Source organism: Leifsonia sp. C5G2 (assembly GCF_013359685.1).
In the GTDB taxonomy this organism is placed as follows: domain Bacteria; phylum Actinomycetota; class Actinomycetes; order Actinomycetales; family Microbacteriaceae; genus Leifsonia.
This window is the reverse complement of sequence record NZ_JABFMV010000020.1, coordinates 1-21,544: the sequence shown is the minus strand read 5'-3', so window position 1 is coordinate 21,544 and position 21,544 is coordinate 1. Positions and strand designations below refer to the sequence as shown.

Sequence of the window (21,544 nt, the reverse complement as noted above, 5' to 3'; positions counted from 1 at the left end):
TGACCGCAACGAAGGCGAGAGCGCGGAATGGATGGTCCAATCGGCGCAACCGCCGCGGCTCACCCGCCAACGGTCGTGACCAGCTTCTGCGCTTGGGCGACCACCTTCTTGACCTTGTCGCGGTAGGCCGTCAGGTCGCCCTCGTGACCATCGATGTACTCTGCTTGCCTGGTCGCCTCCCAGTCCGCCAGCGTCTGGACGGAGTTCAGCGATTCTTTGCATTGCACATCGATGGCTGCAACCTTCAACTGCTCCTCTCCCGCAGAAGGAAATTGAGGCACGAGCACCCTGGCATCCTTGTTGGCGGCAAGGCCGCCGTTCTGGATGCAGCTGAGCCATTTCTCCCGGGTCGACTTGAACTCGTCGCTGGCAAGCAGGGCCTCAAAAGACTCGTTCATTCCACGGTCCACCACCGATTGATCTGGCGATGTGTTGACCCCCATCACCGGCAACTGCTTGGTCGACTTGAAGCACCCCTGATAGTCCTGCCACCAATCCGGACCAAGTGCATCCTCCTGGGCCTGAACGTCCTTCGATTGACTCGACTCGGGCAACTCATACCCGTTGGCTTCAGCGTCGGCCGGCGCCCACAGCCCATACCGACGATCCGGTAGAGGCGTGAGCGCCGACCAGTCCTGAGAGGCGCGAGGAAAGGTGAGCCCCTTCTTAGCCATGCACTTTTCGATGGCAATCGCATTTGCATGATTTACGGTCTGCACTTCACCCCAGCTCATCGCGTAGGACTCAAGTGGCAACACAATCTGCGCCGTTGCCGGATCGAGCTGTCCACGCACGTTAGCATGCGCCTGCGACGGCCCGGACGAGCACCCGGTCAACACAACGACAGTGATGAGCGCCGCTGCTGACGTTGTCGCTGTCAGCCGCCCACCCGCCATCAGTAGAAGTAGAGGGAGTCGAACGAGTCGTTGCGCGTGTCGGGCCAGTTGAAGAAACCTGCAGCTCCGCCAGCCTGCTGGAACAAGGCGCCCGAGTAGCCAGGGTCGCTGAACCATCCGATGTACGCTGTCCGGTTGTTCGCCACGGAAGAGATGTTGTCGTGGAATCCGGGCAAGGAGGACTGCGAACTCGTCCAAGACCCGAATGCCCCCGCGTAGCTTGAATCCGTCCACGCGCACGCGCGGTTGCTCCCGCACTGCGTGATCGAGGCCTGCGCCGGCGCGCTGAATCCGATGACCGAAGCAGCGACAAGGGCAGCAGCTCCCGCAACCCCGATAATTGAACGCTTTTTCATAATTCCTCCCCAATCCTCATTGAACGTGCAGCTGAGCCGGAGTCTAGAACGCCCTGTCTAGGCCCCGCAAGTACTACCGCGAGGCCCTAACGCAACGCCTTTGTCGCGGCCTGGCGATACGCGGGGATATGAAAGGCGCGCCCGGGCGGCTTGCGCGGAAAACGATCGTTTCCGGTGCGATCTGCCTCGACCCGATCAGTACCGCGACACGCCGACTCTCAGTGCACCGAAACTCTCCACCGAAACTCTTTCCAACCGAAACACCAATATCCCCGTTTTCGGTTGGTTTCTGGTAGAATGGAAGCAGCTCACGGAAGGGGCGCATCATGGCTCACACGATCGCAACCGCCCGGCCCACTCAGGCCGACGTCGACGAGCGCGTGGCGTTCGCTGACGCCGCGCTCGCCCTGGCCGGCCACGAGGTAACCGACCCGGAGCTGCGCGCCATCTTGGAGCGCCAGGCACGGCACGAGCTGACCGGGGACGAGGCGCGCGAAGCGATCCGCCGACACGTCCAGGGCTGATGCCCCGCGCAACTACCTTCCGTACCTGGGATGACTACTTCATCCCAGGTACGTCTGTGTTGCGGAACAAGTTCACCGCTCCGGGCAAGCCCTACGGCGAGACTGACCCCGACAAGCTGCGCACGCTAGAGGAGGCATACGCCCACTCGCGTGTTCAGGAGTTGGCGGAGACGCCGATCGAGGGTCGATTCGACTACGACCACATGAAGGCCATCCACGGGCACATCTTCCAGGACGTGTACGAGTGGGCCGGCCAGGAGCGCGTCGCTCCGGTCGGGCAGTTCATGACCAAGGACGGCCACGCCTACTACGGCGCCGGCCCCCACCTGACCGCGGCCGCGGAAGCCGAGTACGCGAAGCTGGCGAGCAAGAACTACCTGCGCGGTCTAGAGCCGGCCGAGTTCGTCGACCAGCTCGCGGAGAGCTGGGGCGAAGTCAACGTGATCCACAGCTTCCGCGAGGGCAACACCCGAACCCAGTTCGTGTTCTTCTCCCAGCTCGCGCAGCAGGCCGGCTACCGCATCGACCCGGCGCACTTCGCGCCAGGAGCGCCGCTGCGCGACGCATTCGTGGAGGCCCGCTTCAACAGCCAAGACACCGGCCGAAACGACCAGCTCGCCGCGGTGCTCGGGCAGGCGATCGCCCCTTTTGAGCCAGGCTCCCGCGAGACGCCAGCCGGAGCCGAAGCGGGGCGCGCCCTCTGGCAAGTGAGCTTTCCACGATCCGCAAACGACATCACTCGAGTGGCACCCGCAACACCGTCGCAGGAGTCACGGCCGAGTACTTCTCGGATGGCGGAGCGCGGGTACGAGGCAGGGCAGGAAGGGCGATGACGAACACCGTTGAGACGACGCCGGCCGAGCGAGCTCGCCAGGTTGCTGACGGCATCCACAGCGCCGAAATGGAGGGACTGTCGCTGTCGCCTGCGATGCTGGCGGACGCGGACCTGTACATCGCGGGAGACATTGACGCGGACGAGCTAGTGGAGCGCACCCGTCAGCGCTACGGGCTCGTCACCGTCGAGACGAAAGAGGATCGAGCGTGAACATCGTCGGCTACGCGCGAGTGAGTACGCGGGAGCAGAACCCGGATGCGCAAGAGGCCGAGCTGCGGGCGGCCGGCGCCGGCCGCGTGTTCGTCGACCGGGGAGAGTCCAGCAGGGTCGCTGATCGGCCCCAGTGGGTCGCGTGCCTGGACTTCCTCCGCGAGGGCGACACGTTGGTGATCCGGGCGCTGGATCGCATCGCCGGATCGGAGCTGATGGCCATCGAGTTGATCCGTGACCTGGGCCGCCGCGGTATCCGGCTGCGGAGCCTCACCGAACCGTTCCTGGACGTGGACACGTCCACGCCGATGGGGGAGGCCATCGTCGGCATCATGGCCGTTCTCGCCCAGTTGAGGGTCGCGACGATCCGCGACAACACAATGCGCGGCCTCGCTCACGCTCGGGCGCAGGGTCGCGTCGGCGGGCGGCCCTCCGTGATGACACCCGAGCGCGTCGAGGAAGCCGCCCGGATGCGCGCTGCCGGCGTAAGCATCGCGAAGATCGCGCGCACCTTCGGAGTCGGAGCATCCAGCGTCTCCCGCGCCCTCGCCAAGCACGACCAGGCGCGTCAGGGTGCGGGGATCCCAGCGTGAGCGCGTGGGTCTCGACGGACACCATCGTCGCTGCCGTCGCAGGCTTGTTCGGTGGTGCCGCGGGCGGCTTGCTCACGGTCGTGCCGATCACCCGATTGGGGGAGCGGACGAAGGAACGCCGCGCCGCCGAGCGCGCGATCGTGAGCGTGGTGAGTGAGTACCGCGCGCGACTGGTGCGCGATCGTGCCCGGTTCTATAAGGACAGTGCCTACCCGAAGTCGTACGGCGATATCAAAGGCCAGGAGCAGTTCGCGCGCGAGGTGATGACGCAGGCCGAGGACCTAGCTCCAAGGACGGCGGCACGCATCCGGGCGCAGGTCGAGCTGCTGGTCGGAAAGTTCGCTCTGGCCGAGGCCGAGACGCAGCTCCATCTACCGGCCAACGTCTTTGACGAGGCAGAGGAGGATCAGCGCCAGGCATTGGAGCTGTATCGGGTCATGCGCGAAAACCCGACAGACTCCCGAGGGCTCATCGGCACACTGCTTCGAACCCAGAACGAGCCCACCGCAGAGGCGGACTACAACGCAGCACTGAGAGCCCTAGACGCGCTTCTAGCGATCGTCTCCTAGGCCGACTCTGTAACCTCCTCATCCAGCCACTCCGCGACCTCCGAGCTGAGGTATCGGACGGTGCGGGGAGTGATGCGAATGTAGGCCGGCCCGATGCCCTGTTCACGTAGTCGGCGCAGGTGCTCGACGTCGACGCCGAGCTGCGCGGCAAGTGTCTTGGGTGTGAGCATCGTGGGCCGCTTCTGGTCGTCGTTCACTGGCACGAGTCGCACCCCATCTCGTCCATCGGGTCGACAGGTACGACGTACCCTCCGACGTTCTCGCTCTGCGCGGTTTCCCTGTCCATCGTTCGGCCTTCCAGTTGTTGTGTGTCCGATTGAAAGTTGGCAGTTCGGCGCGTGCGCCGAGCTGGCTGCTTTCAACGGAACACTGGCCGACTTGCACGCATTGGAGAGGCGGTCAAGGGGAGCCCGGAGGGCTCTCCCGAAGGGACGCGTAGCGCCCTTGACGGCCTCGTAGCGGAGTGCAACCCCGCACCGCGGGGACACGCGAAAGGCCCCACGCCGCAGAGCGGAACGCGGGGCCATTCGTTGTTGCGGGATCAACCCTCCGAAGAAGTGTCCTGTCCCGAAGCGGGAGCCGCATCGGGGGTCGTCCGTGTCGCTGGCTTGCGCGTGGAGCGGCGACGGACGCGCGCCTTCTTGTCGGGCTCGGAGAAGCCGATCTTACGAAGCTCCTCCGCGGTCCATCCGGCGCTCACCGCGGCCGAGTACGCGCGCACGTCCTCGCGCTCCGCGTTGGCGATCCTCTCAGCGATCCGCGCTTGCAGCGCGGACAGCTCACGGTCGGTTTCCTCGCGCACGTCGACGAGCGCCTGGCGCGCCTCCGCGACGCCGCGAACGGCATTCAGCCGCTCGTCCTGTAGACGCCGTGCGCGCTCGATTGCTTCCTCTGGTGTCAGTTGCGTAGCCATGCACTCATGGTACGGAGTGGAGCGCTTCTCGTCGACACCTGCCGACACGTTCACAAGCAGGCGCGGCGAAGCCGCGACCACTCCCGTCCGAGGACGTGAGCAGCAGTAAACCGAGTCCGGAACGGAGCAAGCTATATGATCCGGTGACCGGATCGGGCTTGATCCTCGACACGGGGTCGAGGATGCGGCACACTGGATGTGTGGTCCCCGCGTTGTGCGGGGTCGCTGCGCTGGGCCGAGAGGGGGTGGTGACATGGCTGTTTCTGACACGGCGGGGGAGCAGGAGCCCCGTCGGCAGGCGCGTCGTCGTCGCGTCGAGGGTGGTCGCCGGCATCGGCATGTTGTGCGTGTCACTCCCGAGGAGGAGGGGCAGCTTCTTGCGCTCGCGTTGCAGTACAAGGTGAGCGTGCCCAAGTTGCTGGTGGACTCCGCTCTGGCGGGAGGGGCTGCGGCGGCCGCGTCCAATGCGTCGGTGCGGCACGAGGTCATCGCTCAGATGTTCTCCACGCACCGGCTGCTGGCGACGATCGCGAACAACGTGAACCAGATGGCGAAGGCGACAAACGCGACCGGTGACGTGCAGGCCGAGATGGTGGCGACGCTGCGCAAGGTGCGCGAGGTGGCCGACCGGATCGACGCATTCGTCGACGAGCTGAGCGGTGCAGCGTCGTGATGCCGAACGTTGTCCGCGGCGATCGCATGTCGGGACTGATGACCTACCTCACCGGTCCGGGCCGGTCGAACGAGCACACTGAGCCGCATCTGGTCGCGGGTGATCCGGCGCTCATGGCGTGGCACGATGACGCGGAGCTTGGACGCGATGCGGCATTGTCGATCGCGCGCCACCTGGATAAGCCGCGAACTGCATTCGGTGTCGAGGTTCCCAGCGGTCACGTGTGGCATTGCTCGCTCTCGCTGCGCGCCGACGAAGGACAGCTCACGGATGAGCAGTGGGGCGCGATCGCGAACGACTTCATCACGGCGATGGAGTTCGACGACAACGAAGGAGCGAAGGCCCCGTGCCGGTGGGTCGCCGTCCGGCACGGTGTCTCGTCGAACGGGAACGACCACATCCACATCGCCGTGAACCTGGTCCGAGAGGACGGCACGAAGGCATCCATCCACAACGACTTCCACCGCGCCCAGGTGGCGACCCGAGCGCTTGAAGTGAAGTACGGATTGGAGCAGCTGGAATCGGTGCGCGCCGAGCGGTCGACGCGCGGCTACGACCCGGCCGAGCGGGAAGCTCAGGCGCGGTCGCGGGCACGTGCGAAGTACGAGCGCACCCGTCCGCAGTTGGGCGAGGACGCGCCGCGGTGGGAACACCTGACCGGGCCGGATCGGCAGGCGCGGATCAGCGCCGAGGTGCGCACCGATCAGCCCCGCTATTTGCTGGCGTTGAAGGTGCGCGGGTGCGCGACCGCGGCTACCGACGAAGCCGAGTTCGTGCGCCGCATGCGACGCACGGGCTTGCTTGTTCGTCCCCGCTACGCGGATGGACGTACCGACGTCATCACGGGCTACTCGGTGGCCGAGCGACCCGCGGCCGGCGAGCGTCCGATCTGGTACGGCGGGGGTCACCTTGGGCGCGATCTCACGCTGCCCCGGCTGCGCGACGGGTGGCCGGATACCCCGACTGGAGCGAGCGATGCGGCCGCCGAGTGGAACGCCGCCAAGCGCGGCCGCCGCGTGGTCGCACCGGGAGCTGAGACGCGGGAACCGGACCCCGAGCTGTGGGGCCGGCGCAACGACGAGCTGCGGCAGCTCGTAGACCGGCTGCGGTCGGTTCCCGTCGACGACAGGGACACGTGGGCCACGGTCGCGCGACAGACAGCCGGCGCATTCGCGGCCTGGTCCAACGCGACCGAGGAGACGCCCGGCGACCTCGCCGCGGCGTCGGAGGCCCTGTCACGATCGGCGCAGACGTACACCCGCACGGTGCGGCCGCATCGCGCGGGCACGACCGCTATCTCCGGGGCGGCGATGCTGCTGGCCAGCGCCGCACGTGGCGGTCAGGGCACGGTGGCACAGGCCGCGATGATCCGGCAGCTCCTCCGCCTTACGCAGGCGGTCTACGAGGCCGCCCAGGCGGCCGAGCAGGCCCGGCAGGCTCGACTGTTGGCTGAGGACGTGCGGGGACGTCTGACGCGCGTTCGTGACGCGCTGCCGGCGGTCAGCGCGGAGGCGTCGTCGACGACGGCCGCGCCGGCCGCGACGCTGGACTCGGAGACGCAGGCGATGCTGGATCGGCTGCGGGCCGGGCAGGCTCAGCCGGCGACGGCGGCGACGTCGCCGGTGCCGAACAAGATCGAGCCGACGAAGCCACGACAGAGGACGGGGCCGGGCGCAGAGCGCGGCCCGGAACGATAGGAGAGGGGGGCCGATCATGGCCGAGGAAAGCGACGGGATCGCGGAAGCGATCGAAGGGCAGATCAGGGTCGCGGTGACCGCTGCGGGACAGGTGGGCGAGCGCATCGCCCGAGCGCGGGAGGACGCGCTGCGCCGAGCGCAGGCGGCGAGCGAACGCGAGGCGCGCGAGCTGCGGACCCGGTTCGAGGCCGAGCAGCGGACGGCGCGCACCGAGTACGGCAACGTCTACCGGTCGGACTGGTGGGAGCGGTCGACGCCCGAGCAGATCGGTCGCACGTACCAGACCACCCGCGCATGGTCGCAGGACGACCCGGAAGCGGCCCGCGCCGAGGAGCGGATGCGTGAGGAGCTGCGCACCCGTTACGGCGTCGACGCGGCCGACACGGGCGCCGATGCGGGCGCGGTTCGCGCCGCGGTCGAGCGTGCCGAGCAGGGGCGTGCGCAGGCCGACGTCGAGCGGCAGCGCTCCGCGGTCGAGAACGTCGAGGCACAGCAGCTCCTCGCGCAGGCGGACCAGCAAGACCGGCTGGCCGAGCAGGAGCGCGCCGCGGCCGAGTACGAGCCCGACCCGGAGGAGCGTACTCGAGCACAGGCCGAGGCGGACGAGCGCACCGTGACGGCCGACGCTGCCCGAGAGGACAGCGCGACCGCGTACGACAGCTCCGAGCGGCGGGCGTCCACCGCGGCGGACTTGGAGAGCAAGGGCATCGATCAGGACGTCATCGCGACCCGGATGCGCGCCGACGTCAGCCAGGCGAAGCCGGCCACCGCCGCGGTGGCCGCAGGCGGCCCCGCCAAGGCACCGAAGGCGCGCAAGGCCCGCGGCCGCGGCGTCCAGGTGCAGCGCAACGAACAGAGCCGCTGAACCGGACGGCAGACAGGAAGAAGGGCCGCGCGGGGGGAGCGCGGCCCTTCTTGTGTCCCCGTCGCTGGGGGGAAGCGACGTTCGCGCCATTATCCGACTCGCGTATGAGCCGGAACAAGCCCTCCGTTGGAGGCTATGGAGGAGCGGCCCTGTGGTGCGCGCCTCAGACGACTGTCGCACCCCCTTAGCTAGAGTCTCAGCATGCACCTCCACGCCGCACCTTCGTCTCGCCCGGCCGTACCTTCTCAACCGGAATCCGCGCTGGCGAAGCTCACTGAGGAGGGCGTCGTTTGGGGCGATTCATATGACTGGCTCCCCAAGCTCCCACCCGCGAGCGTGGACCTCTTCTTCACGTCGCCGCCATACGCGGACGCCCGCGCCTACTCCCGTATCCACCCGGATCGCTACGTCGAGTGGTTCCTGCCGTTAGCGCGCGACATGTTCGAGGCGACCACTGAAACGGGATCGCTGGTCATCAACATCAAGAACCGCGTGGCTAAGAGCGGGCCGCTAAAGGGCCAGCGTCACCCTTACGTGTATCAGCTGGTGATCGCTCTCCAGAACATGGGGTGGCGGTGGATCGAGACCTACATTTGGGCGAAGCCGAACGCCGTCCCCGGCAAGTTCGGGCCCCGCACCAAAGATGCGTACGAGTACGTCTATCACTTCGCCCGCGGCAACCGGCCCTACTTCGATCTGGACGCGGTGCGGGTCCCCTACAAGACTCCGCAATCGGAGATCACCCGCCGCAGCATGGATGCGAATGGGCGCAAGACCACCGATGCCGGGTTTGGCCGTGACCGCACCACCACCTACAGGCTTGGTGCGGCCGACCCCGGCAATGTGATCTCGGTTTCGCAGACCTACAACCAGCACTACGGCGTCGCCCACACGGCCGCCATGCCAGAGGGGCTGGCCGAGTTCTTCATCAAGGCCATGTCGCCGGAGGGAGGAATCGTCATCGATCCCTTCGCCGGCGGCGGAACGAGCGTCGTGGTGGCACGCCGTCACGGCCGGCAAGCTGGGGGTATTGAGCTGCACGAGGAATTCGTGACCGAGGCGCTGCGTCGGATTGACGCTGACGAGGCCCACGACATCCCCGGCAAGCTGCTGGACGTCGGCTGATGGTGGACGCCTCCGAGACCGTCGCAGAGATCGTTGGAGCACCCTCCTGGGACCAACGTGTTGCCCTGATCCGCCTTATTGGGCAACGGCACGGCACCGCGGAGCATCAGCGCATCTTCGCCTCCATCGCCCGGTTGGCCTACGTGCCGCACCTGGCCCCGGACTTTGCCTACATCAACGAGTCAGAGTTTTACGAACCCGAGACCTTCCACACGGCGTACAACCTCGCCTACGAGGCAACCGACGGGTTCACCCGTGTGGATGAAGTGAGCATCGGTCGGGCGTTGTACGACGCCCCGCGCTCGCTTCTGGCGTTCCGCACGATGCTCGGACTCGCCAAGAATGAATTCGCTCAGGCCACCCTCCTCGTGGCCGGCGACGACGGTAAGGGCATCTCGGCCGGCAAGGTCGATTCGATGGAAAAGGACGGAGTCGCAGTCACCGACTCTGTCGCTGAGCTCGTCGCCAGGACGATCACTCAGGCGATGGACGGCACTCTTTTCGGTGACCCTCCTGGCGAGCTTCGCTCCAAGCAAGACAAGATCGACACCCGTGAGGGATGGGAGTCGGTGCGCCGCCTCGCAGAGAACGGTGTCCCCTACGCCGACTTTCTCCACCAGCGACACTACGGCGGCGCCTTCCGCCAGGTGCTCGACGCGACCTCCACTCAGCGGGGTAACCTGATCGAGGATGCCGTCGAGGAGTTGTTCGTCGAGAACCGCATCCCATACATTCGCACAGGCGGCCACGACCAAGGCGAGATCGCTGCGCGCTTCGAGATTCAAGTGCAGCCGGCCCCTGACTTCGTTGTTTACGACTCGTCAGGCACGCTGCGCGCGATGCTCGAATGCAAGCTCGTCAACGACGGAGGCACCGCGCGGGACAAGGCTCTGCGGTTCGAGCGACTGCGGGCGGAGTCCGTGCGCCTCGGGGGCGTTCCTCTGCTAGCCGTCCTCTCGGGCATGGGCTGGACCCGCGTGAACGACACCCTCGGCCCGGTGATCCGGGACACGGACGGCCGCGTCTTCACGCTCGCGACACTGCCCGAAATGCTCCAGGTTGCACCCTTCCCTGGGCTAGTCGGCAGCGGCCCTGCTAACTGACTTCCGCGTTCTCCGCCCGGACGTCGGGGAACAGCCCTTCCGGCGGCTGCTTGTAGGGCAGCGGGTCGCCCTTGCTGCACTGGTTCTCCGGGTCCATCGCGTCGGCCGGCGCGAACGGGCCTTGCGGGTCCATCAGCACGGCCATGTGCGTGTCCGCGTGGTCACGCCACCACACACTCATCCCGGTCGACGGATCGCGGCGCAGGAACTCCCAGGAGCGCCAGAGCGCTTCGAGACGGATCACCGCCTCGTCGTACTTCCACCATTCGGCCGCCCACACCCGGTTCTTGCCGTCGATCTTGCGCCGGTAGACGCTGCGCAGATACTCGCGCAGGAACTCGTCGACGCTCCCGTACGTCAGGACGGGCTCTGCCGCGTCCTCCGGACCGGCCGGGGCGTCATCGTCCAGCCCGGAATCTTCGAGCTGCGCGGCGATCGCCGCGGCGGCCGCCGTCTCCGCCCGATCGCGAAGCGCGTCCAGCACCTCGTCGGTCAGAGCGTCCTTGACGGCTTCGGCGGCTACGGCCGACACTTCCTTGCGCACCAAGGACTTGACCGCGGCATCCACCAGCTCGTCGGCCAAGCTGCCGACGTCGATCCCGAACGCGCGACCGCCGGACGGAGCTGCTGCCGTCGTCGACGAGCTGCCGGCGTCCTGCGGCTCGTACTCGTCCTCGCCCCAGTCGCTCACGATCGCGCCTCGCTCCCGATTGTCGCCTCCACGGCCGCGACCTCGTGCTGCGCCTCACTGATCGTTCGTTGCGCCTGCGGATCGTGCGCGGCGATCGAGGCCCGCACCTCGGCCGCGCGCGGGCCGGTCATCCACGGCTGAGTACGGATCAGCGTCGGCCGAGAGCCGGAGGAGAGCACCACGGCGCGACCCTTCGGCATCGCGGCCAGGTCCGCGACGTCCAGGATGCGCTCACGGTGGAGCTGCTGCGACACCGTGCGCTGCCCGCGCCCGCTCGACGTCGACGACGAGAGACGGTCGTAGTCACCGATGACCCGCGACAGGTCTTCCAGGAAGCCGGCCTCCGAGACGCCGCCGCCATAGACCTTCACGTTGGAGGCCGACCACAGCTTGCGCATCCCGGACTCGCCCCACACCTCCACGCCCTGCGACCAGCTCTGCAAGATCGTCATCAGGACGATGCCGCGCGAACCGTAGTGCGAATAGAGGTTCGGTAGGTCACGCCACCGGCAGACGTTCGCTGCCTCGTCCAGGACGCCCAGGAGCGGCGTGGTGAGGCGGCCGCCGGCCGACCGAGCGGCCCGCTCCTCCGCCGCTTCCACCACGGCGACAGTGAGCGCGGTCACCAGAGGACCGGCCGTGCCCTGGCCCTCCTTGGAGAGGCTGTAGAGGGTGCCACCGCCGCGCACGAACGCGTCCGGGCTGAACTGCGGCCGCCGGTCGGCCGTGTTCCCGCCGAGCGGGGTCACCCAGCGGGCGACCTGGCGGTTGGTCAGACAGGACGCCATCTGCTGGGCGGTGCCGTAGACGCCGCCGCGCTGCTTCTCCGGCGCGTCGATGACGCCGGCCACCTGGTCGGCGGTCAGCGGGAAGCCGTGCTGTCGAAGGATCTCCACCGCCGTGTCATCGGCGGGCCGGGTCAGCCACGTGTACACGTCGGTGATCGGCCGGTTGTCCAGCGCTGCGGCGAGCAGAAGACCGGCCAGGAGGTCTTTGCCGGCCGGATCGAAGTAGGAATCTGTCTTTGCGTCCGTGTCGCGGGAGCCGGAGGCGAAGTGCTGGGCCATCTTGGCGGCGCGTACCTCGTCGGTGACATAGCTCAGCGGGTTCCACCACCAGGTGGGCTCCTCCAAAGCGATCCCCTGCGGATCGAACACCCACACCGGGCCGGCCTTCTCGCGCACGTCCCGGGTGGCGTCGACGACGTCGCGCTTGTTCGAGGTGACGAGCACCCCGCCGGGAGCGGCAAGGATAGCCGGGACGGCGCGGCTGGTCGTCTTACCGGTGCGCGGCCCCCAGATGTCGATGTGCATGTCCTCCCAGGAGCCGTAGAGCGGCTGTCCTGACGCGACGGTGCGCCCGATGGGAACACCGGGCGCGTCAGCCACGCCGAGGCGCTGAGCCTTCTCCAGGGCGCTCTTGCGGCTGAGGTCCGCGACGTCGCGGCCGCGGCCCATGTACGCGGCCGATCGGTCGACGCGGGTGCGCGCCTTCCGGTAGCGGGCGATCGCCACGATGATCAGCACGGCGAGGGCGAGCACGATCGCCGCGACCACGGCGATGATCCACGTGCCCGATGGCGGCCACGGCACCTTCCCCATGAGGACCTGGAACGTCAGCGTGAAGGGGTCACTGCTGAGAGTGACCCCGGTGTGGTCGAGCTGGTGGCCGAGCCGAACCGCGAGGTTCACCCCGAACACGCCGACGATGACGATCACGATGCCGGCGGCGAGCAGCATCGACTCCGCCGACAGGCCGCCCGGGTCGCGGCGGCGATTGTTGGGTGTGCTCACGACACTGCCTCCTCCGGCTCGACGGCGTGCAGGCGCCGGCCGACACGGGATTGCGCGTGCCACCGCTTGTTCGTGTCGTTGGTCGAGCGCTCCGTCTCGGTCAGCTTGACCGTGATCGGGATGCCGGGGCGGCCACCGACCTTGATCAGGAACTTGCCGCGGCCGGGAGGTTCCGTCTCCTTCCCGGTCGTGGCATCCCACGACGGCGGCGCAGACCAGCCGGTGAGGAGACTCTGCTCGGCCTGCGAGAACGGCACGGCCGTGGTCAGCAGCGGCATCTCCGAGTGCGGAAGGCCGCCGACCACGACCATGCCGGCGCGCTCGACGAACCCGCGCGCCTTCATCCGGTCCTCCTCCGTGGGGAGAGCGTCGAGGTCGCGCATCGTGTGGGTGATCATCGCCTGCCCGACACCGAACTGGCGGTTCAGACGGGTGAGCGAGTCGACCCGATCCACCATGCCGCTGCCGGAGCGGAGCGCCTGCCACAGCTCGTCCATGATCACGAAGTAGTGCCGCTGCGGCTCTAGGCCCGCCTCAGCGAGAGCGTTCGCCACGTTCACCGTGGCGAACCCGTTCGACCAGCACGCGAGCAGGGTCGCGGCGCGCAGGTCGACGTCGGTCTCTTTCAGCCCGGAAATGTCGTAGACCACCGGACGGTCACGCCGCATCGGATTCGTCGTCGGCCGGGAGAACGTCTCCCCGAGACGGCCGCCGCGGGCGAGGCTGATCAGCGATGCTTCCAGACCACGGGTCGTGCGCTGATACTCGGCAAAGTCGCCACGGTCGACGGCGACCTCGCGCAGCTCGGCCGGTCCTTCCTGCACGATCGCAAGCAGGTCCACGAGGACCGGCACCTGGTCGACGAACCGGCGATCTAGGATGCGGAGCGCCTGGTCGACGATCGACTCCTCGACGTCGGACGGCGGCTGCTTGCGCAGGATCGTGAGCAGGGCGGAGACGATGGTGAGGCGTCGGCCGTGGGCGTCCGCCTCAACCTCCTCCGCCTCCTTCTCATAACCGGCCTCGCGCAGCCGCACGGCGGCTTCGGTCGACTCGCCCGGGTCCAGGACGTTCAGATGGCCGCGGCCGCGGCCCAGGCGGATCACCTGTCCGCCGAGCGCCTCGATCAGGTCAACATAGTCCGGCTTCAAGTCTCCGAGGATGAACGGGATGGAGCCGAAGCCGGCGAGGCCGGCGGCCATCCGTCGAACGGTCGTCGACTTCCCCAAGCCAGGCAAGCCGAGCACGAACACGCTCGGGTTGCTGATCAGCTTCGCGCGCTGGAACCACGAAATCGGGTCCGCGCACACCGTTGCGCCCGTGTAGAGGTGGCGGCCGAGCGGCACGCCCACCAGCGGCGCGCCCGTCCCCACCGAGAACGGCCACAGCCCACACACCTGAACGGTGGTGCCGCGGTACTGGACGGGTGCCTGGACGTATCCGGCAGTACCGCGACCGCGCCCGATCCAGCCGCGCCCACTGGGGCGCAGCGAGCGCGGCTCAGTCGTCGTCTGCGCCTTCTGCACGGGGCTCTTGGTGCTCTTGCGCTTCTTGTTCGTTGCCATCCTCATCACACCCGATCCCGGAGCGTGGAGGGAACCTGAACGTGCTTGGTCGGGATCAGTCCCAACGGCAGCGCCATCGCGAAAGCCGAATCCTGCGACCCATACACCCGGCGCACGCGCAGGCGCGCGCCAGCGGACAGGTTGTCGATCGCGGCGGCCGCCTCCGGCTCCCTGGCCGGATCGAGCACCGTCGCAGTGACCAAGATTGCGAAGTTCACTAGCCCGGCGCCGGATGCCTCCTCCTGCGCCGTCGCGGCCGCGGCGCGCACCGCGAGGGTGTCACGCGCCTGCGGCTTTCGCGTCGCGCTGGCACGGAACTGCGCGGCCGTCAGATCGGACTCCACGAGTCCGGCCGCACGGGCCGGATCGATCGGCTTGTAGAGGATCGTCACCCGCTTGCGAGCGATATCCCGATGTGGGGCCAGCAGCCGGGCGAGAACACCCGACTGCACCGTTCCCCGCGGAGCCTGAGTCATCGCCCAGGTGACCGACGTCGCAGAATCGTGGCGGTAGTCCGACCACGACGCCTGATGCGCGGTCGGCCCGACGTCCGGCCACGACAGTTCGGGCGTCTCACCCTGCGCGTGCGCTTCGTCGATGAGCTGGGCGGCGGCAGGGTCGTAGGCGATCCGGATCGTCTCGCACAACTCCTGCGCCGCGAGCGGGCGCGCGGCCCCCGCCCCGGTGGCCTGCAAGTTGCCGGTCAGACCGGGCAGACGCGCCGCGAGCTCGCGCGCCATCTCGTCCGGCCTACGAGGCTGTGCACCCTTCCGGGGGATCGCGTTGAAGGTCAGCGTCACGAACGCCTTCACCGTCGACGAGCCGGCGGGGTAGGTGTCGATGACCTCCCGCAGCATCGCCTGCGCGAACTCGGGCGCGTCCGGGTCGAGATTCAGCTCGACCTCACGCCGCAGGCGAGTGCCGGACTCCGGGGCCGTCTCGATTACAACCGAAGCGCCCTCGATACCCGGCTCGTCGGCCAGGTGGGACAGCCAGTGACCCCAGTCGGCAACCCACGTGTCGACCTGCAAGGGGTCGACCAGCGACGCGCCGTCAGGCTCGGTGCCGATCACCACGGCGTAGGTCTTGCTGACGGGCGTGTATACGAGCGCGAACGGACGCCCGTAGGAGTCCGTGTGCTCGCTGAGCCGCGTCGCTGCCGCAACGCCGGGAAGCTGGTATGTGCCCCACTCGGTGCGGCCCAGAGGACCGGACCGATACAGGTGCGTCCCGCGCGAACGGGCAGAGAACCATCCGATCCTGTTCGAGGCGCGGGAGAGGACACTGCGCCCATCAGCGTTCTTAAGCACCAGGAGCAGCAGCAGACCGCCCGCGATCGCCGCGGTGATCAGCGCTGCCAGGATGCCGGCCGACATGAGCGCGATCAGGATCGCGAACAGAGCGACGAACAGCAGCCCCGTCCCGACCGTTCCCAGACCAAGCAGGCCGGGCGACGTCGGGCGCCGCCAGTTGCCGTAGGTCCGAGGGCCTTCCTGAGTTGAATCAACGGCCACCACTGGGGCCTCCCTCCGTAGATTGCTCGCCAACGCTCTGAACGGCCTGTGCGGCCTTCTTCGCGCCGTCAGCGACCACACCGGCCGCTGCCCCCACGCCCATTCCGATCGGCCCGGCAGCCGCACCCGCGGCCGCACCACCCGCTGCAGCACCGCCTCCGGCGGCCGCACCACCGGCCGCAGCTCCACCACCTGTGCCCGCGGCCGCACCAGTCGACTTCGCTGCACCCGTGGACGCACCACCGCCGCCCGGCTGAGACGCAGGCGCGCCGCCGCCGCGGCTGCCCGAGGGTGATCCGGTCGAGCCGGTCGAACCCGTGCTCCCAGTGCCGCCATCAGAGCCGGAGCTGCCGCTACCCGTCCCGAGACGTCCCAGCGCCGCAGCTCCGGTCGGAAGCGCGGCCATAGCAGCCACGCCCATAGCGCCACCCGCGCCACCAGCCATCGAGCCAACGAGCGGAGTGACGAACCTCATCAGTGCCGGCATCGCGAACAGCGCGATCACCATCAGCATGAGGCCCGTGAGCACGGCCAGCAGGCCCGTGCCGTCGTCCTTGAACACGTTCGTGCCGACGAGCTGGAACGCGGCCGCGTACACCAATGCCGCCGCCGGCTTGTAGAGGATGAACGCCAGCAGCCAGCCGACGTTTTTGCGGAACCACGCCTTGCCGGTTTCGAGATTCGTAAACGACGCCGACAGCGGCAGGATGCCCGTCAGGATGACGAGCATGCCTCCGCGGGCGACCATGAGCACGATCTGAAACGCCGTCGCGAGGATCGCGATCAGCCCCAAGATGATGATCAGCAGCGAGCCCAGGCCGCCCGCGGCCGGGTTCGTCGTCAGAGCCAGCAGGTTCAGCACGTTCGTGCCGAAGCATGTCGACCCGGCCGCGGCTACATCACAGTCCAGCGACTTGTTGATGATCCACACCGAGAACGAGTCGGACGCCGCGACGAGTAGGCCGACAACGGTCACGCCGGCACCCGCGACGATGATCAGCGTCACGAGGCTTTTCAGCGTCTCCCGTCCCGGTTCGGCCCGCTGTTCCCACGCCATCCGGGCACCGCCGATGATCACCGACAGCACGGCCAGCGCGCCCATGTACCACCAGAGGCCCGCTTGCAGGAACGCGACCGCACCCCCGGCGCCGCTCGGCCCTGCGGCGATGATCGTAGAGACGAGCGAACTCGCCCCGCTGATCAGGACCACCGCACCGAGGATGATGCCGGCCCTGCCGACAGCCGCGATGCCCTGGCCAGATCGCAACCTCGATGCCACGATCATCCCGAGGATGATCATGGCGATGCCGCAGATGGCCAACGACACCCAGGTGACGTAGCCGAGCACCGTTGTGATGCCCTCCGAGTTCGGCGCCGACGAGCCTGCGGTCAGCGACGAGCTGCTGCCCGTCCCCGTCAGGTTGGGGGTGCCGATGTTCACCCAGACCGTTCCGAGCGAGGCCACCGCTTTGCCGAAAGCCTCCTGAACCGCCTTCGCCATGTTGTCGATCGCGTTACCGACCGCGCTGTTCACCCAGTCCTGTACTACGCAGCCGGTGCCGAGGAATCCGCAGTCTTGTCCAGCCATTGGTCATCCCACCGTCCATGCCGTGTACCCGGCAAGGTTCGGAAGCTGATCGACCTGCGCGGGGTTCGCCGCAGACGAGTCGAGCTTCCAATCGCCGCCTGACCAGACCAGCTTCGCGACGAATGATCCGGTCACGATCTGACCGGAAGCCGTCGCCTGGAATGCGACGTCGACCTGCGCGTGCTCGCCGTCGTACGACAGCACGCGGAATCCAGCGATGGATGCTCGAATGCCGGACGGGTTCGCTGCATTGAGTCCCGAGTTGAGCAGGCTGTCCCTGTACTGGCCCGGGGCCAGCACATACGGGAGCCATGTGCTCCGGAGCGACTGATCGAACGACATGATTGCGAAGTTTGCTGAGGCAAATAGCGCACCGTCCGGGGTGTGCTGGAAGCAGTATCGATACCCAGACGGTGCAGTGGCGGCAGGGCCGGCGACTTGCGACGTCGGGTAGGCGAGCACGTCCTGGTACTTCCAGGACGTCTCGGGCGCTGCACTCACCGTGCCGGAAAGCTCCGTCCCACTGAGACCGCAGACGCTCTTATCGCCCGACACAGGGCCGGGCGACGAGATGATTCCGGGCGACGTGCTCGACGCACTGGGCGTGGGATCCGCTTTCGGGTCGCCTTTGCCCACGTTGACGGCGACGAGGATGATCGCGCACACGACGATGAGTGCGACGACGATCGCCGCGGCGATGAAGCCTGGACGTGTGAAAGGGCTCTGGCTGTCGTTGTTGTTGTCGTCGCTCACGACTGCATCACCCTCCTGCGATGGTGCCGATCCACGCGGCACCTGCACCGATCACGATCGCGCCGGCCATTGGCCAGAGAATCTTGGGGAGGGCGTCGTGGCCCTCGCCGCGGCGGAAGCTGACGGCGATCAGGATGCCGCCAACGATGATCGAGCCGCCGACGACGGCGTACCCGATCCACTTCAACCACGCCATGATCGTGGTGATGCCGCCCGTGCCGGGCGGCTGCTGGGGGTTCGGGTTCGGAATGTCGACCATCGGGACGTGCGCCAGGAAGTCGTTTGCGGCGGTCAGGATGGTGTGCAGTGTGCTCATCGCTGTTCCTTTCGGTAGGTGGTGCCCGTTGCAACGGGTGTGACCAGCGCGCTCAGTTCGTCGACGAGTCGACGAACCTCCCGCGGAGCGTCCGTGAGAGCCGACGGCTCCCCCAGACGCCACGATTCGATCCACGGCACGTTCCACGTGCGCGGGACACCGCCGCCGACCACCTGGGCCAGATCGCGCAGTGGGCGCGGCAGCCGGCCGGGGGCGTCAGCGACGAGAACGAGGCCGAGCAGTTCCACGTGCGGAACGAGGCCGGCCGCCCATTGAGTTGCGGCCGCCTGGGCGGCACGCAGCCCATAAGCGTGGGAGCGGGCGACGAGAACGACACGCGCCGGCATCCCCGCTGGGGGGTGCGGCCAACCGTGATCGGCAGCAAGCCAGTCAGGCACGAGCGCGGCCAGGCTCGACTCACCGGAACCACCGTGCGCTCCGAGCCACCACAGCGGCGCTGCCTGCGGCCGGTCGTAGGTCGGCAGCTGGTCAACGCGATCCGGGGCCGGAACCCCACGCTGAGGCCCGACCGGCCCTGTGGGCGGCGCAACAGACGGTGCGCTGATCGCCGGAGATGCCGGCTCAGGGTCAGTGGGTCGGGATATCCATGGATTAATGCCGTCGCTCACCGTTCCCCCCTCGATAATTGTGTTCGACGTCGCTAACGCGACAAGAATACTCGATCGTTCTACTGGGAGCAACAGCATGCTACAGGGATACGCACGCATAAACAGCGTGCAACAGAGCCACCTTTCGTTTACACTGTCTGCATGCGCTTGCGGCTTCCGGTGTTCCCCGTGACGTCAGGGCTTGATGCGCTGTTCAAGGGGCGCAAGGAGACACTGACCGTTCCAGAGGTTGCAGAGATGCTGGGCCTCACGAAGCCCGGCGTCTACAAGTGGCTCAAAGACGGAGTGATTCCCGGCTACAAGCTCGGAGCTACATGGTTCATCCTGCGGGATGAACTAAAGGAAGCTCTAGAGCAGGGGGCGAACTCACGGCGGACACAGCCGTCAGCGCGGGGTGAGGAGCACGAGGAGGGGTAATGGGGGGAAAGTGCACGCTCGGTCTAGCCGGCGTCGTCTTGGTCACGGTTGCGCTGGCCGGATGCGCCGGTAACAGCGAACAGCGACCGAGCGAGAGCCCTTCCCCCACGCCCTCCGGTGTTTCCATCCCGGACCTGAGCACCTTCACGCCGGCCCCGAACGGGACCAAACTCGACGACGAGTCCGGCGGCGGGACGGTCCACCCGAAGCCCGCACCCGCCTGGGACGCGTCGCAGCGTTCCAACGCCGTTGTCGCGGCCGAGAAGGCGCTCACGGCGTTCGCGCGGCCGGACCTCAACTCCACCGAGTGGTGGGCGGCCCTGTCGCCTCTCCTGACGCCGCAGGCGCAGCAGGACTACCAGTCCGTCGACCCCGCCAACATCCCTGCGCACAAGCTCACCGGCCACGGGACCATCGTCGACGACAGCAGCACCTACGCCGTGTCGGTGGAGGTTCCCACCGACGCCGGCACCTACACGATCATCCTCACGCGGCGCGACGGCGCGTCGCCGTGGCTTGCCAGCCGATTCACGCCTCCCGCGGGGACACACTGACGATGGATCGCAAGTCCGGGGGGCTCCTAGCGATCATCACCGTGCCCGTGCTGATCCTCGCCACGGTGTTGGGCATGCTGCTGCTCACGTCGTCGGCGTCCGCGAGCTGCAACCCCACCGGCAGCAGCGCCGCCGGGGTCACCATTGACCCCAAGACGGTGCCCGACACCACGATCAGGGGATACGGGCACGACCAGCTCGTGAACGCCGCGTATGTGATCCAGGCCGGAAAGGATCTCAACCTCAGCTCCCGCGATCAGACCATCGGCGTCATGACGGCGATGGGCGAATCCGGTCTGCGCGTGCTCAACTACGGCGACGCTGTAGGCCCGGACAGCCGCGGCCTGTTCCAGCAGCGCGCGAACGGGGCATGGGGGTCGCTCAGTGACCGCATGGACCCGTACATCAGCGCAACGAACTTCTTCAAGAAGCTGGCCACGATCACCGACCGCGACTCCCTCGCGCCGACGATCGCCGCGCACAAGGTCCAGGTGAACGCGGACCCGTACTACTACGCCCAGTACTGGGACGCCGCCGTGGCCGTCGTCGAAGGGCTTACCGGAGCCAAGCTCGGCCTGAGCACCGGCACCGGCAACCAGGTCTGCTCCGGGGTCGCCACCGGCACCGGCACCGTCAGCGCCCAAGGCTGGGCACTTCCGGCGGCAGGACCGATCAGCGATCCCTTCGGGATGCGCGTGGACCCAGTGACCGGCGTCTACCAGCTCCACGCCGGCGTCGATATCGCCGGCGGCTGTGACTCCCCCATCTACGCCGCCCAGACCGGCACCGTCGTCGCCAGCGGCTTCGGCGTCGGCTACGGCTCCAACGGCACGATCGTCATCGACCACGGCGGCGGCGTGCAGACGGTCTACCTGCACATGTACGCCTCCGGAATCCTCGTCCAAGACGGCCAGAAGGTCACCGCAGGCCAGCAGATCGCCCGTATCGGCTCCTCCGGGCAATCCACAGGCTGTCACCTCCACTTCCAAGTCATGATCAACGGCTCCCCCACCGATCCCGTGGCCTTTATGAAGACCGTGGGAATCACTATCGGCGGATGAGCGGAAGGAGAACACCCACATGAGCACGACAACCGAAGCCGCCGCCTGGCCCCGCGCCACCGCGACCCTCAACGAGGACGGCACCGCCCAGGTATCCATCGGCGGCACCGTCACGGAGGTTGCGGCCGGCGACGTCGACGAGGCGCGCGCCCAGGTCGTCGCGATCGTCGCAGCCCGCGCCGAACAGCTCGGTCGACCACTGCACGTCCTCACCCGCGACCCCGCCGGGGAATGGCCGCTGATCATCCACGCGGACCAGACCGTGACCGAGGACGACAGTCGCGAAGCGCGGCCGCAGGCCCCC

At 67.8% G+C, this 21,544-nt stretch carries 25 protein-coding genes and 1 pseudogene; 14 read left to right on the top strand and 12 right to left on the bottom strand.

The genetic code is table 11. From position 1 onward, the window contains the following. Positions 1-59 precede the first annotated feature (59 nt). Positions 60-794, bottom strand: a complete 735-nt coding sequence (locus tag HNO83_RS18770) for a hypothetical protein (RefSeq protein WP_175339057.1) — start codon at positions 792-794, stop codon at positions 60-62. 101 nt (positions 795-895) lie between these two features. Continuing rightward, the gene (locus tag HNO83_RS18765) at positions 896-1,252 is read right to left on the bottom strand and encodes a peptidase inhibitor family I36 protein (RefSeq protein WP_175339056.1); all 357 of its coding nucleotides are present in this window, start codon (positions 1,250-1,252) and stop codon (positions 896-898) included. 326 nt (positions 1,253-1,578) lie between these two features. Between HNO83_RS18765 and HNO83_RS18760 the strand changes: the two genes are divergently transcribed. The 5 genes from HNO83_RS18760 to HNO83_RS18740 are packed head-to-tail and all read left to right on the top strand — an operon-like array spanning position 1,579 to position 3,983. Then, the gene (locus tag HNO83_RS18760; protein WP_175339055.1) at positions 1,579-1,776 is read left to right on the top strand and encodes a hypothetical protein; all 198 of its coding nucleotides are present in this window, start codon (positions 1,579-1,581) and stop codon (positions 1,774-1,776) included. A 56-nt stretch (positions 1,777-1,832) separates the two neighbouring features. Beyond that, positions 1,833-2,609: a Fic/DOC family protein gene (locus tag HNO83_RS18755; protein ID WP_298799524.1), complete on the top strand. Its 777-nt coding sequence runs from the start codon at positions 1,833-1,835 to the stop codon at positions 2,607-2,609. Continuing rightward, complete coding sequence (locus HNO83_RS18750) at positions 2,606-2,821, top strand: antitoxin VbhA family protein (RefSeq protein WP_175339053.1); 216 nt, start codon at positions 2,606-2,608, stop codon at positions 2,819-2,821. Before HNO83_RS18755 ends, HNO83_RS18750 begins: the two co-directional genes overlap by 4 nt. Continuing rightward, a complete protein-coding gene (locus HNO83_RS20840; RefSeq protein ID WP_175339052.1) occupies positions 2,818-3,414 on the top strand; it encodes a recombinase family protein in 597 nt (198 codons plus the stop codon). Before HNO83_RS18750 ends, HNO83_RS20840 begins: the two co-directional genes overlap by 4 nt. After that, positions 3,411-3,983, top strand: a complete 573-nt coding sequence (locus HNO83_RS18740) for a hypothetical protein (RefSeq protein WP_175339051.1) — start codon at positions 3,411-3,413, stop codon at positions 3,981-3,983. Before HNO83_RS20840 ends, HNO83_RS18740 begins: the two co-directional genes overlap by 4 nt. Here the strand turns inward: HNO83_RS18740 and HNO83_RS18735 are convergent. Together HNO83_RS18735 and HNO83_RS18730 are read right to left on the bottom strand one after the other, a co-directional pair. Further along, positions 3,980-4,180, bottom strand: coding sequence for a helix-turn-helix transcriptional regulator (locus HNO83_RS18735; RefSeq protein WP_175339050.1), 201 nt, complete (start codon positions 4,178-4,180; stop codon positions 3,980-3,982). The genes HNO83_RS18740 and HNO83_RS18735 overlap by 4 nt on opposite strands. Before the next feature lie 344 nt (positions 4,181-4,524). Next, on the bottom strand, positions 4,525-4,896 hold the full coding sequence (locus tag HNO83_RS18730; RefSeq protein ID WP_175339049.1) for a hypothetical protein: 372 nt from the start codon (positions 4,894-4,896) through the stop codon (positions 4,525-4,527). Positions 4,897-5,302: 406 nt separating this feature from the next. Between HNO83_RS18730 and mobC the strand changes: the two genes are divergently transcribed. The 5 genes from mobC (at position 5,303) to HNO83_RS18705 (ending at position 10,359) form a co-directional block, all read left to right on the top strand. Further along, positions 5,303-5,569 (top strand): plasmid mobilization relaxosome protein MobC, encoded by a 267-nt coding sequence (gene mobC, locus HNO83_RS20495; protein WP_249776857.1) that lies wholly within the window; start codon positions 5,303-5,305, stop codon positions 5,567-5,569. Then, positions 5,566-7,266, top strand: coding sequence for a relaxase/mobilization nuclease domain-containing protein (locus HNO83_RS18720; protein ID WP_175339048.1), 1,701 nt, complete (start codon positions 5,566-5,568; stop codon positions 7,264-7,266). The genes mobC and HNO83_RS18720 overlap by 4 nt, the downstream gene beginning before the upstream one ends. A 16-nt stretch (positions 7,267-7,282) precedes the next feature. Then, positions 7,283-8,131: a hypothetical protein gene (locus tag HNO83_RS18715; protein WP_175339047.1), complete on the top strand. Its 849-nt coding sequence runs from the start codon at positions 7,283-7,285 to the stop codon at positions 8,129-8,131. Between the two features lie 201 nt (positions 8,132-8,332). Further along, positions 8,333-9,256, top strand: coding sequence for a DNA-methyltransferase (locus HNO83_RS18710; RefSeq protein ID WP_175339046.1), 924 nt, complete (start codon positions 8,333-8,335; stop codon positions 9,254-9,256). Continuing rightward, positions 9,256-10,359 carry a hypothetical protein gene (locus HNO83_RS18705; RefSeq protein WP_175339045.1) on the top strand — a complete coding sequence of 368 codons (1,104 nt, stop codon included), beginning with the start codon at positions 9,256-9,258 and terminating at the stop codon, positions 10,357-10,359. The genes HNO83_RS18710 and HNO83_RS18705 overlap by 1 nt, the downstream gene beginning before the upstream one ends. Here the strand turns inward: HNO83_RS18705 and HNO83_RS20165 are convergent. The 8 genes from HNO83_RS20165 to HNO83_RS20835 are packed head-to-tail and all read right to left on the bottom strand — an operon-like array spanning position 10,352 to position 19,286. Beyond that, on the bottom strand, positions 10,352-11,050 hold the full coding sequence (locus HNO83_RS20165) for a DUF4913 domain-containing protein (protein WP_175339044.1): 699 nt from the start codon (positions 11,048-11,050) through the stop codon (positions 10,352-10,354). The genes HNO83_RS18705 and HNO83_RS20165 overlap by 8 nt on opposite strands. After that, positions 11,047-12,843 (bottom strand): type IV secretory system conjugative DNA transfer family protein, encoded by a 1,797-nt coding sequence (locus HNO83_RS18695; RefSeq protein WP_349627308.1) that lies wholly within the window; start codon positions 12,841-12,843, stop codon positions 11,047-11,049. The genes HNO83_RS20165 and HNO83_RS18695 overlap by 4 nt, the downstream gene beginning before the upstream one ends. Then, positions 12,840-14,414, bottom strand: a complete 1,575-nt coding sequence (locus HNO83_RS18690) for a putative type IV secretion/conjugal transfer ATPase (protein ID WP_502708441.1) — start codon at positions 14,412-14,414, stop codon at positions 12,840-12,842. Before HNO83_RS18690 ends, HNO83_RS18695 begins: the two co-directional genes overlap by 4 nt. Beyond that, entirely contained in the window at positions 14,414-15,925 is a 1,512-nt protein-coding gene (locus HNO83_RS18685; RefSeq protein ID WP_175339043.1) for an SCO6880 family protein, read from the bottom strand. The genes HNO83_RS18690 and HNO83_RS18685 overlap by 1 nt, the downstream gene beginning before the upstream one ends. Beyond that, positions 15,912-17,456 (bottom strand): TrbL/VirB6 family protein, encoded by a 1,545-nt coding sequence (locus HNO83_RS18680; RefSeq protein ID WP_349627307.1) that lies wholly within the window; start codon positions 17,454-17,456, stop codon positions 15,912-15,914. Before HNO83_RS18680 ends, HNO83_RS18685 begins: the two co-directional genes overlap by 14 nt. Positions 17,457-17,513: 57 nt before the next feature. Then, positions 17,514-18,263: a DUF8175 domain-containg protein gene (locus tag HNO83_RS18675; RefSeq protein ID WP_175339041.1), complete on the bottom strand. Its 750-nt coding sequence runs from the start codon at positions 18,261-18,263 to the stop codon at positions 17,514-17,516. 7 nt (positions 18,264-18,270) lie between these two features. Continuing rightward, positions 18,271-18,579 (bottom strand): hypothetical protein, encoded by a 309-nt coding sequence (locus HNO83_RS18670; protein ID WP_249776854.1) that lies wholly within the window; start codon positions 18,577-18,579, stop codon positions 18,271-18,273. Further along, positions 18,576-19,286, bottom strand: a complete 711-nt coding sequence (locus HNO83_RS20835; protein ID WP_349627306.1) for a DUF6668 family protein — start codon at positions 19,284-19,286, stop codon at positions 18,576-18,578. Before HNO83_RS20835 ends, HNO83_RS18670 begins: the two co-directional genes overlap by 4 nt. 81 nt (positions 19,287-19,367) lie before the next feature. Between HNO83_RS20835 and HNO83_RS18660 the strand changes: the two genes are divergently transcribed. From HNO83_RS18660 to HNO83_RS18645, 4 genes and pseudogenes are all read left to right on the top strand, one after another. Continuing rightward, the gene (locus HNO83_RS18660; RefSeq protein ID WP_349627304.1) at positions 19,368-19,625 is read left to right on the top strand and encodes a helix-turn-helix domain-containing protein; all 258 of its coding nucleotides are present in this window, start codon (positions 19,368-19,370) and stop codon (positions 19,623-19,625) included. Beyond that, positions 19,625-20,179, top strand: coding sequence for a hypothetical protein (locus tag HNO83_RS18655; protein ID WP_175339038.1), 555 nt, complete (start codon positions 19,625-19,627; stop codon positions 20,177-20,179). Before HNO83_RS18660 ends, HNO83_RS18655 begins: the two co-directional genes overlap by 1 nt. Before the next feature lie 2 nt (positions 20,180-20,181). Then, positions 20,182-21,240, top strand: a complete 1,059-nt coding sequence (locus HNO83_RS18650; RefSeq protein ID WP_175339037.1) for a M23 family metallopeptidase — start codon at positions 20,182-20,184, stop codon at positions 21,238-21,240. Positions 21,241-21,259: 19 nt separating this feature from the next. Then, positions 21,260-21,544, top strand: a pseudogene (locus HNO83_RS18645) (ATPase); the annotation flags it as partial.

Excerpts from the sequence above, each read along its gene's own strand:
- HNO83_RS18765 (WP_175339056.1), bottom strand. The coding sequence starts at position 1,252 with ATGAAAAAGCGTTCAATTATCGGGGTTGCGGGAGCTGCTGCCCTTGTC.
- HNO83_RS18760 (WP_175339055.1), top strand. The coding sequence starts at position 1,579 with ATGGCTCACACGATCGCAACCGCCCGGCCCACTCAGGCCGACGTCGAC.
- HNO83_RS18750 (WP_175339053.1), top strand. The coding sequence starts at position 2,606 with ATGACGAACACCGTTGAGACGACGCCGGCCGAGCGAGCTCGCCAGGTT.
- HNO83_RS18730 (WP_175339049.1), bottom strand. The coding sequence starts at position 4,896 with ATGGCTACGCAACTGACACCAGAGGAAGCAATCGAGCGCGCACGGCGT.
- HNO83_RS18715 (WP_175339047.1), top strand. The coding sequence starts at position 7,283 with ATGGCCGAGGAAAGCGACGGGATCGCGGAAGCGATCGAAGGGCAGATC.
- HNO83_RS18710 (WP_175339046.1), top strand. The coding sequence starts at position 8,333 with ATGCACCTCCACGCCGCACCTTCGTCTCGCCCGGCCGTACCTTCTCAA.
- HNO83_RS18705 (WP_175339045.1), top strand. The coding sequence starts at position 9,256 with ATGGTGGACGCCTCCGAGACCGTCGCAGAGATCGTTGGAGCACCCTCC.
- HNO83_RS18690 (WP_502708441.1), bottom strand. The coding sequence starts at position 14,414 with ATGAGGATGGCAACGAACAAGAAGCGCAAGAGCACCAAGAGCCCCGTG.
- HNO83_RS18670 (WP_249776854.1), bottom strand. The coding sequence starts at position 18,579 with ATGAGCACACTGCACACCATCCTGACCGCCGCAAACGACTTCCTGGCG.
- HNO83_RS20835 (WP_349627306.1), bottom strand. The coding sequence starts at position 19,286 with ATGCTGTTGCTCCCAGTAGAACGATCGAGTATTCTTGTCGCGTTAGCG.
- HNO83_RS18655 (WP_175339038.1), top strand. The coding sequence starts at position 19,625 with ATGGGGGGAAAGTGCACGCTCGGTCTAGCCGGCGTCGTCTTGGTCACG.
- HNO83_RS18650 (WP_175339037.1), top strand. The coding sequence starts at position 20,182 with ATGGATCGCAAGTCCGGGGGGCTCCTAGCGATCATCACCGTGCCCGTG.